This window comes from Pseudomonas cichorii, assembly GCF_019719005.1.
In the GTDB taxonomy this organism is placed as follows: Bacteria; Pseudomonadota; Gammaproteobacteria; order Pseudomonadales; family Pseudomonadaceae; genus Aquipseudomonas; species Aquipseudomonas cichorii_E.
On the sequence record NZ_JAIGPJ010000007.1, the window covers coordinates 179,582 to 191,094 of the forward strand.

Genomic DNA, 11,513 nt, shown 5'->3' on the forward strand with positions numbered 1-11,513 from the left:
GATTCAAGGAGCCGTTGCATGAACCAGTCCCTTTCCGTGCCTGATACTTACCCACTTACTGCCGCCCAGCGTGATATCTGGCTCGATCAGGCTGTAAACAGTGATATTCCTCTCTACAATCTGGTCGGATATGCCCCGATCAAGGGCAATATCGATGGCGAGCGGCTCCAGCGGGCTGCCACGAAACTGATTCGTCGCCACGATGCGTTGCGAATGGTGCTGTTGCATGGGACAGGTGACGATGGCCTGCCTGTACAGGCCTTTGTCGATCATCCGTCCTTGCAGATGACGCTGCATGATTTCTCCGGTCATGAGGACCCGGACACTGCGATACGGGAATTCGTGAAAGCACGTGCCCAGGTACCGTTCAAGATGGACGGTTCGCCACTGATACGCATGCAACTGCTCCGGGTCAGCGAGAACCTGAGCTGTTTCTGTCTTGAAGCTCACCACCTGATAATCGATGGCTGGGGTATTTCGCTCCTGCTCACGGATCTGGCCGAACTCTATGAGGCAGACGACGCTTCTGACGACTCTCAGGCGCCGTCCTACGTGCAATTCATTCAGGACGATATCGCCTACCGGGACTCGAAGCGTTATACCCGTGATCAGGATTACTGGCTGAACAAGTACCAGGATGTACCCGAGCCGCTACTGGAGCCGCGCCATCGGTCAGGCACCGGTCTGGCGCCCTCGGGTCAGGTGTCGCGCAGTTACCCGCCAGCGTTGCTGGAGCGCATCGACCAGGTCGCACAGCCTCTGCAGTGCTCGCGCTTTCAGGTGTTGATGGCTGCGCTTTATGTGTACTTCATGCGTACATCCCGACGCGAAGAAGTGGTCCTCGGCCTGCCGATCCTCAACCGTTCCAATGCGAATTTCCGCAAGACCATGGGGTTGTTTACCCAGGTCAGTGCCGTGCGTCTGCGGTTCGATGCCGAACTGAGTTTCGGTGAGCTGGCGACTGAAATCGCCGGTGTTCTCAAACAGGATTACCGAAACCAGCGTTTCCCGCTGAGTGAAATGAACCGGTCCCTGGGCCTGTTGCGCGATGGTCGGGGCCAGGTCTTCGATGTGTCGGTTTCCTATGAGTTAACCGATCAGCGCCTGACTTTCGATGGAGCACCTTCATACATCGTCAAATGCAACAGCGGTTATGAGCAGACGCCGCTGGCCATTTATATCCGCTCCAATGCACATACCGATGAGTTCTTCATGGACTTCATCTACAACGAAGCGTTTTTCCAGCCTGATGAGGTCGAGAGCCTCGCCGAGCGTTTCATGCACATACTGGAGCAGGGGCTGCAAGACCCGAATCTTCAGGTGCGTGCCTTCAACCTGCCAACGCCTGCCGAGGCCCGGTTGCTTGAAGCATGGAACCAGAACCATGAAAAACCTGCTGCACAGGATTATCAGACCATTCATGGCCAGTTCGAGGCGCAGGCACAGGCCCGTCCCGATGCGGTGGCGCTGCTGCATGAAGGCCAGAGTGTCACCTACGGCCAGCTCAACGCGCAGGCCAACCAGGTTGCGCATCGCCTGCGCCAACTGGGTGCGGGTCCCGACAATCGCGTGGGGATCTGTGTAGACCGTGGCCCGCTGATGATCATCGGCCTGCTGGGTATCCTCAAGGCCGGTGCCGGTTATGTACCTCTGGATCCGGCCTATCCCCAGGAGCGTCTGGCATTCATGCTTGACGACAGCATGCCGCTGGCGTTGTTGACCGAATCCGCACATCTCGAACATTTGCCGACCCAGGACATTCCGCTGCTGCTTCTGGATCAATCCGAGGCTTGCGGTATTGCCGGGCAGTCTCAGGAAAACCCACAGGTTGTCGAGCTTGAACCCGAGCATCTGGCCTACGTGATCTATACCTCGGGTTCTACCGGGCTGCCCAAGGGCGTGATGGTCGAACACCGCAATGTCCTGCGCCTGCTCTCGGCAACCCGTGAATGGTTCGACTTCGGCACCGATGATGTCTGGGCGCTGTTTCACTCGTTTGCCTTCGACTTCTCCGTCTGGGAAATCTGGGGTGCGCTGTTGCATGGCGGCAGCCTGTTGCTGGTACCGCAACTCACGACGCGCTCACCTGAAGCCTGTTATGACCTGTTGTGCGAAGCCGGTGTCACGGTCCTCAACCAGACGCCGAGTGCCTTCCGGCAGATCATTGCTGCCCAGGGTGAAAACCCTCGTCCCCATGCATTGCGGCAGGTGATTTTCGGTGGTGAAGCGCTGGATACCAGCATTCTCAAACCCTGGTACGGGCGTCAGGCGAATGCCGCTACACAACTGTTCAACATGTACGGCATTACTGAAACCACCGTACACGTCACTTGCTATCCATTGAGCAAGGACGATGTCGAAGGCGGTGTCAGCCCCATCGGCAAGCGTATCCCGGATTTGCGTCTTTACCTGCTCGATGACCACGGCCAGCCGGTTCCACCGGGCGTCGTGGCCGAGCTGTATGTAGGCGGTGCCGGTGTTGCCAGGGGCTATCTGAACCGTCCCGAACTGAACACCGAGCGTTTTCTGGCTGATCCCTTCGATGCCGCTCCCGATGCAAGGATGTACCGCTCGGGTGACCTGGCACGCTGGACGAAAGACGGCAGTCTCGACTATCTCGGACGTAACGATGATCAGGTGAAAGTCCGCGGATTCCGTATCGAACTGGGTGAAATCGAAAGCCGTCTGGCGGCCTGCGCCGGCGTCCGCGAAGCAGTGGTGATTGCCCGCCAGGACGAGCCGGGCGACAAGCGTCTGGTGGGTTATGTGATACCTGAAGCCGGTCAGTCACCGACAGCGGCCGATCTTCGCTCCGAGCTGCTGGAGAATCTGGCCGATTACATGGTGCCCACGGCGTTTGTACTCTTGTCCGGATTTCCCCTGACCACCAATGGCAAGCTCGACCGCAAGGCATTGCCCGTACCGGACGCCGAGGCCTTCGCACGACGTGAATACGAAGCGCCGCAAGGCCCGGTCGAAACGCTTCTGGCCGGCCTGTGGGGTGAATTGCTGGGTGTCGAGCGCATCAGCCGTCATGACCAGTTCTTCGAGCTGGGCGGTGACTCGCTGCGGGCGGTCAAGTTGATCGAACGCATGCGTGAAGCCGGGCTGCACGTCGATGTACGTGTCCTGTTCGGTCAGCCCACGCTGCGAGTGTTGGCTGCAACGGCAGGTTCGGGGCATGAAGTGGCAGTGCCAGCCAACCTCATCGAGCCGGACGTGCAGCGCATTACCCCGCAGATGCTGCCGCTGGCTCGCCTGAGCCAGGAGCAGATCGATGCGGTGGTGGCCGGAGTGCCCGGTGGTGTCGCGAATGTCCAGGACATTTACGCCCTGGTGCCGTTGCAGGAAGGCATTCTCTATCACTATCTGTCGACACCCGAAGGCGATCCCTATCTGCTTCAGGGCACGCTGCGCATGGACAGCCGTGCCCATGTCGATTCATTCGTTCAGGCGTTGCAGGCCGTTGTTGCACGACACGACATCCTGCGCACCTCGATTGCCTGGGAAGGTCTGGACGAGCCGGTGCAGGTGGTCTGGCGCGAAGCACCGCTGCGGCTTCGCGAGCATGCACTGCAGGTGACCGACGGCGATATTGCCGCTCAGTTGCAGGCCCGGCTCGATCCGCGTCACCTGCGTTTCGATCTGCGCCAGGCGCCGTTGCTGGAGCTCCATCTGGCCCAAGATACCGCTCGCGGCGGCTGGGTTGCAGTGATTCTCCTGCATCACCTCATCGATGACGCCACTTCGCTGCGCATTCTGGGCATGGAAATCCAGGCTCATATCGATGGACGAAGCGCCGAGCTGGCGGCTTCTGTTCCGTACCGCAACTATGTAGCCCAATCGCGTCTCGGCATCAGCCGCGAGGAACACGAGGCATTCTTCAGCTCGGCCCTGGGCGATGTGAACGAGCCGACGCTGCCGTTCGGCTTGCAGGACGTGCAGGGCGATGGCATTGCCATCGAGCAGGCCGTCGTGGCGCTGGACGATCAGCTCGCTCAGCGCCTGCGTGCCCATGCCCGTGAGCTGGGTGTCAGCAATGCCAGTATTCATCACCTGGCCTGGGGGCAGGTGGTCGGTCGCTTGTCGGGGCGTGAGGATGTGGTATTCGGGACTGTCCTGATGGGCCGCATGCAAGGCGGCCAGGACGCCGATCGCGCCCTGGGGATGTTCATCAACACGCTGCCGCTGCGTGTGCCGGCCCTGGGGGCGAGTGTCAGGGCGGCGATTCGCACCACCCATGAGCGTCTGGCGGCCTTGCTCGGCCATGAGCATGCCCCCTTGGCTCTGGCGCAACGTTGCAGTGGTGTGGCGGCGCCGACGCCGCTGTTCAGTGCCTTGCTCAACTATCGTCATGCAGCGGTGGGTGCTTCTGCCGGTGAGGCCACAACTGTTCTGAAATGGGCAGGTTTCGAGCTGTCAGGTGGCGAAGAGCGTACCAACTTCCCGCTGTCACTTTCGGTCGACGACCTGGGCGAGGCCTTCAGCCTGACGGTGCAGGTCGTGCCGGGGATCGGTGCCCGTCGCATCGCCGATTACATGCATGCAGTCCTGGCCGAGCTGGCCGATGCACTTGATCGTACGGGCGAGGTCGAGCTGCAGAGCCTGGCCTACATGCCCGATGCCGAGCGTCAGCAACTGCTGCATGGCTTCAATGCCTGTGATGAGGCATACGCTTCGGGTCTGCTGGTGCACCAATTGTTCGAAGCCCATGCCGAGCAGCAACCGGATGCACTGGCGGTGACTTTCGAGTCGCAGCGCGTGAGTTACGGCGAGTTGAATCGTCAGGCCAACCGTATCGCCCATCGGCTGCTGGAACTGGGCGTCGGTTTTGATGACCGGGTCGCCATCTGCTGCCGCCGTAGCCCGGAAATGATTGCCGGCCTGCTGGGCATTCTCAAGGCCGGGGCAGGGTATGTGCCGCTGGACCCTGATTACCCGGCAGAACGCCTGGAATACATGCTCAGCGATTCTGCCCCCAAGGCTGTGCTCAGCCAGGCCAGCGTCGCTGAATTGTTCAAGGATTCCAGCGTGCCCGGCGTGCTGCTCGACGGTCTGAGCGAAGGTGCAGAAGAATTCAGTCGTCAACCTGATCACAACCCGGAACTGGCTGTTCAGGGGCTTGGTCCGCAGCACCTTGCCTACGTCATTTACACCTCCGGCTCCACCGGTCAGCCCAAGGGCGTGGCCATGCCTCATGCGCCGCTGGTCAACCTGATGCAGTGGCAGCTCGCTGAAGGCATCAGAAGCGGCAACCCGGCCCCGGCCACCGTGCAATTCGCGGCCCTGGGCTTTGACGTGGCGTTTCAGGAGATCTTCAGCACCCTGTGTGCCGGTGCGCCGCTGTCATTGATTCATGCCGATACTCGACTGGACCTGCGCAAGCTTTACCTGCATCTGTGCGAGGCGCGCATCGAACGTCTGTACCTGCCCTGCATTGCCTTGCAGGCCCTGGCCGAGGCGTTGATCGACTATCCGGCATTGCGCGAGCAAACCTGCGTCCTGCGCGAGGTCGTCACTGCCGGTGAGCAATTGCGTATCACGGCGCCGATCCGCGCCTTGTTCGAGCATTTGTCCGAATGCCGACTGCATAACCATTACGGCCCGACCGAATCCCATGTCACCACTTCGTTCACCCTGCCGGTGAATGTTGCGGACTGGCCAACCTTGCCAGCCATCGGCGTACCGGTGGCCAATACCCGCATTTACCTGCTCGATGCGCAGTTCCAGCCGGTTCCGGTGGGTGTTGCGGGTGAGATCTACATTGGCGGGACCTGTGTCGCACGCGGTTACCTGAACCGTGACGACCTGACTGTCGAGCGTTTCCTGGCCGATCCTTTTGTCGAGACCGGCCTGGGTCGTCTGTACAAGACCGGCGACCTGGGTTGCCGGAGCGCCGATGGCGTCATCGAATACCTGGGTCGTAACGATGACCAGATCAAGATTCGTGGTTTCCGGGTCGAGCTGGGGGAAATTGAATCCCGCCTGACCGATCACCTCTCTGTGCGTGATGCGGCGGTCGTGGCCCGTGAAGACAATCCCGGCGACAAGCGCCTGGTTGCCTATTTCACCCAGCAGCCAGGCCATGAGCTGGCTTCGGCCGATGTGCTGCGGGCTCATTTACAGGCGTGTCTGCCGGATTACATGGTTCCGGCCGCTTACGTCGAACTGGAAAAAATGCCGGTATCGGCCAACGGCAAGCTGGATCGCCGCTCCTTGCCCGCACCGGATGTTTCGGCTTTTGTCAGTCAGGCTTATGAAGCGCCGCGAGGCAACATCGAAACGACTCTGGCCGGCCTCTGGTCGCAGATACTGGGCGTCGCGCAGGTGGGTCGTCACGATCACTTCTTCGAGTTGGGCGGCCACTCGCTGCTGGCGGTCAAACTGATTGAACGTATGCGTCAGCTGGATATGGATGCCGACGTTCGCGTGCTGTTCAGCCAGCCGACCCTGTCTGCACTGGCGGCCGCAGTGGGCGGAGTTGAAGAGGCCCTGCAGATTCCGGATAACGGGATTCCCGAAGGTTGTGAGCACATCACCGCGTCCATGCTCACCTTGCTGGACCTGGAGCAGAGCGCTGTCGACCGGATCGTCGCCGCCATGCCGGGCGGTGCGGCCAATATTCAGGATATCTACCCGCTGGCTCCCTTGCAGGAAGGGATTCTCTATCACCATATTTCTGCGCAGCAGGGTGACCCCTACCTGTTGCAGGCTGCCTTTGCCATGGACAGCCGGGCACAGCTCGACAGCTTCATCACGGCGTTGCAGAGTGTTATCGACCGCCACGACATCCTGCGCACCGCGTTGATCTGGGATGGCCTGGAGCAACCGCTGCAAGTGGTGCTGCGCGAGGCGCGCCTGATCGTTGAAACCCTGGAGCTGGATGCATCTGCGGGCGATATTGCCAGCCAGTTGCAGGCCTTGTTCGACCCGCGTGATCTGCGACTCGACCTGGGGCAGGCACCGCTGATGCGTATGGCCTGCGCCCATGACGAAACAAACCAGCGCTGGGTCGCGATTCTGCTGTTCCATCACATTGCCCTGGACCATACCGCGCTGGAAGTGATGCAGCATGAAATGCAGCTCATCCTGAGTGGTGAATCGGCCGGGCTCGAGATGCCAATGCCTTACCGGCGCTATGTGGCCCAGGCCCGGATGGCCGTCAGCCAGGCAGCTCATGAAAATTTCTTCCGCGAAATGCTGGCCGACGTTGACGAGCCGACATTGCCGCTGGGCCTGCAAGAGGTGCAGGGTGACGGTCGCGGTGTCGAGGAAAGCCGATTCAAGCTGGATTCGGCCTTGAGTGCGCGCCTGCGTGGCCTGTCCCGCAAACTGGGTGTGAGCCCCGCAAGCCTGCACCATCTGGCCTGGGCTCAGGTGGTCGGCAATCTGTCTGGACGTAGTGATGTGGTCTTCGGCACGGTATTGCTGGGTCGTATGCAGGCGGGCAGCGGTGCCGAGCGTGCCTTGGGGATGTTCATCAATACGCTGCCGGTGCGGGTTGCACTGGGTGCTGTCAGCGTCAGCCAGGGTGTACGCCAGACCCATGCGCGCCTGACTGCGCTGCTGGGCCACGAGCATGCATCCCTGGCGTTGGCCCAGCGTTGCAGCGGCGTGCCGGCATCCATGCCGTTGTTCAGTGCTTTGCTCAACTATCGCCATAGCCCGATCCAGTCCGACGAAGAAGTCGAGCGCTGGGGCGGTGCAGAAGTACTGGAAGTGATGGAGCGGACCAACTATCCGTTCATGCTGTCGGTGGATGATCTGGGTGAAGGCTTCCTGCTCACCGTGCAGACCGTGGCAGCCATTGCTTCGCAGCGTGTTGCGGGCTATATGAGCACCGCACTGGAAAGCCTGGCCGAGGCTCTGGAGTCCGCGCCTGATCTGCCGTTGCATGCGCTGAAAATCCTGCCTGCACAAGAGCGGGACGAAGTGATTTCCAGCTTCAATGCCACTCAGGCTCCGTATCCGCTCGATCAAACCGTTCATGGTTTGTTCGAGGCTCAGGCCGAGCGCACGCCGGATGCCATTGCGCTGGTGTCTGGCGACGAGCGTTTGAGTTATGCCGAGCTGAATCAGCGGGCCAACCGTCTGGCGCATCATCTGCGCAGTCAGGGCGTGGTGCCGGATGCTCGTGTTGCGATCTGTGTCGAGCGCGGGATCAATATGGTGGTCGGCTTGCTGGCCATTCTGAAGGCGGGCGGCGGTTATGTGCCGTTGGACCCGGCTTATCCGGCTGAGCGTATTGCCTACATGCTGGAAGACAGTGCCCCGGCAGCGGTGCTGGCGCAATCGGCGACGCTGGAGCTAGTGTCGGCTGCGGGTGTGCCGGTTATCAATCTCGATCAGCCCGACTGGCAGGACAAATCCGTCTCCAATCCGCTGATTGAAGGTCTGACGCCTGCTCATCTGGCGTATGTGATTTACACCTCGGGTTCGACCGGTTTACCTAAAGGCGTGATGATCGAGCATCGCAATACGGTCAACTTCCTGACCTGGGCGCAGCAGGCGTTTGAGCCTGAAGTGCTGGCCAAGACGCTGTTCTCCACTTCGCTGAACTTCGACCTTGCAGTCTATGAGTGCTTTGCACCGCTGATCTCGGGCGGCAGCATTGAAGTGGTCAAGAATGTGCTGGCTCTGCAAGAAGGCGAGCACGACATCACTCTGATCAACACCGTGCCTTCAGCCTTGAAAGCATTGCTGGAATCGGGCGGTCTGGGGCAGGGCGTGCTTACCGTCAACGTGGCGGGTGAAGCACTTAAAGGTTCGCTGGTCGAGAGCCTGTTTGAGCAAACAAACGTCAAACGACTCTGCAACCTCTATGGCCCGTCGGAAACCACCACCTATTCCAGTTGGGTGGCCATGGACCGTGAAGACGGTTTTGCCGCACATATCGGCAAACCGGTGGCCAATACCCAGTTCTACCTGCTGGATGAGCATCGTCAGCCAGTGCCGTTTGGCGTTCCCGGCGAAATCTATATCGGTGGCGCGGGCGTAGCTCGTGGCTATCTGAATCGCGATGACCTGACGGCTGAACGTTTCCTGGACGACCCGTTCAACGCCGGAGCCCGCATGTACCGCACCGGCGACCTGGGTCGCTGGTTGGCAGATGGCAATATCGAATACCTGGGGCGTAATGACGATCAGGTGAAGATTCGTGGTTTCCGTATCGAGCTGGGAGAGATCGAAGCCAAGCTGGCGCGTCATGAGAGTGTGAAAGAAGCGGTGGTCATGGCCCGTGAAGATGTGCCGGGCGACAAGCGTCTGGTTGCTTACTTCACTTCGAAGGATCAGCCCGCTGATCTGGAAACCCTGAAAGCGCATCTGCAAGGCCAGTTGCCTGAATACATGGTCCCGGCAGCTTATGTGCATCTGGATAAACTGCCCCTGACCCCGAACGGCAAGCTGGACCGCAAGGCACTCCCAGCCCCGGACCTGCAAGCCCTGATCAGTCGTGGTTACGAAGCACCAAAAGGCGAAACCGAAACCACCCTGGCGCAGATCTGGGCCGAAGTGCTGCAGGTCGAGCGCGTGGGGCGTCACGATCACTTCTTTGAACTGGGTGGCCACTCGCTGCTGGCTGTCAAACTGATCGAGAAGATGCGTCAGCAAGGCCTGAGTGCCGATGTACGTGTGCTGTTCAGCCAGTCAAGCCTCATGGCACTGGCTGCCGCCGTGGGCAGTGGTACGGAAATCCGTGTCCCGGCCAACCTGATCGAGCCGGGTTGCACGCATATCACGCCGGATATGTTGCCACTGGTAACCATCAGCGAAGAACAGCTGGAACAGGTCATTGCCTCCATTCCGGGCGGCGCAGCCAATATTCAGGATATCTACCCGCTGGCGCCGTTGCAGGAAGGGATTCTCTATCATCACCTGGCGGCCAGACAGGGTGATCCTTACGTATTGCAGGCAGCTTTCGAGTTTGCCGACAAAGGCCGGCTGGATGCTTTCTCTAATGCACTGCAATCGGTAATAGAACGTCACGATATCCTGCGCACTTCGCTGTACTGGGAAGGGCTGGATGAGCCGGTGCAAGTAGTCTGGCGTCAGGCCACCTTGGGCATGGAGCATCTTGAGCTGGACCTGGAACAAGGCGATATCGCCAGCCAGTTGCAGGCGCGTTTCGATACCCGTCAGCACCGGATGGACATTCGTCAGGCACCGCTGATGCAGATCGCCTATGCCCAGGACTCTGCAACCCAGCGCTGGGTGGCCTTACTGCTGTTCCATCACATGGCGCTGGACCATACCGCGCTGGAAGTGGTCCAGCACGAGATGGAAGCCTGGCTGCTGGGTGATACGGAGCATCTGAACGAGCCGGTGCCGTATCGCAATTATGTGGCACAGGTACGCCTGAGCAACGATAGCGAAGCGCAGGAAGCCTTCTTCCGCGACATGCTGGGTGATCTGGACGAACCGACCTTGCCGTTTGGCCTGCATGAAGTGCAGGGTGAGGGGCGTGGTATCGAGGAGCATCGCCTGACGCTTGATCTGCCACTGAGCAAGCGCCTGCGAGCCCAGGCACGCCAGCTTGGGGTCAGTGTGGCGGCCTTGCATCACTTGGCCTGGGGTCAGGTGTTGAGCGCGGCCAGTGGCCGTGACGATGTGGTGTTCGGCACAGTATTGGTGGGCCGCCTCAATGGTGGTGAAGGTGCGGATCGTGCTCTGGGGATGTTCATCAATACCTTGCCGCTGCGCCTGCAACTCGGTGCCGGGGAGGTAAAAGCAGGCGTTCGCGAAACTCACGCTCGCCTGAGCGCCTTGCTGGCCCATGAACATGCGCCGCTGGCCCTGGCTCAGCGTTGCAGTGGTGTGCCGGCTTCGACGCCGTTGTTCAGCGCCTTGCTCAACTATCGTTACAGCGCGGCGCCGGGCGAGTACAGCCTGTCGCCGGCCTGGCAGGGTATCGAGCCGCTGAAAAGCGAAGAGCGCACCAACTATCCATTGACTCTGTCCGTGGATGACCAGGGCGAAGGTTTCGAGCTGACGGTTCTGGTGCAGGATGGCATCGGTGCTGCGCGTGTCGCGGCCTATATGAATACGGCACTGACTGAACTGGCGGATGCGCTGGAAAGCAGGCCGGCTGCGCCGCTTTATTCGGTTTCGGTATTGCCTGGCGAAGAACTCACGCAATTGCTGCATGGCTATAACGACACCGTTGCCGATTATCCGCTTGAGCAGACGGTGCATGGTTTGTTCGAGGCTCAGGTCGAACGTACGCCGGATGCCATTGCGCTGGTGTCTGGCGACGAGCGTTTGAGTTATGCCGAGCTGAATCAGCGTGCGAACCGTCTGGCTCATCATTTGCGTAGCCAAGGTGTGGTGCCGGATTCCCGGGTCGGGATTTGCGTCGAGCGTGGCATTGAGATGGTGGTCGGGCTGCTGGCCATTCTGAAAGCGGGCGGCGGTTATGTGCCGCTGGACCCGGCGTATCCTGCGGAGCGTATTGCCTACATGTTGCAGGACAGTGCGCCTGCGGCCGTACTGGCACAGAATGCGACGCTGGATCT

General features: G+C 60.3%; 1 protein-coding gene. It reads left to right on the forward strand.

Features of this window, described 5'->3' with window-relative positions; all coding sequences use genetic code 11:
* Positions 1–18 precede the first annotated feature (18 nt).
* A partial coding sequence (locus tag K5D32_RS08430; protein WP_221599835.1) for a non-ribosomal peptide synthetase occupies positions 19–11,513 on the forward strand: 11,495 nt, incomplete at its 3' end.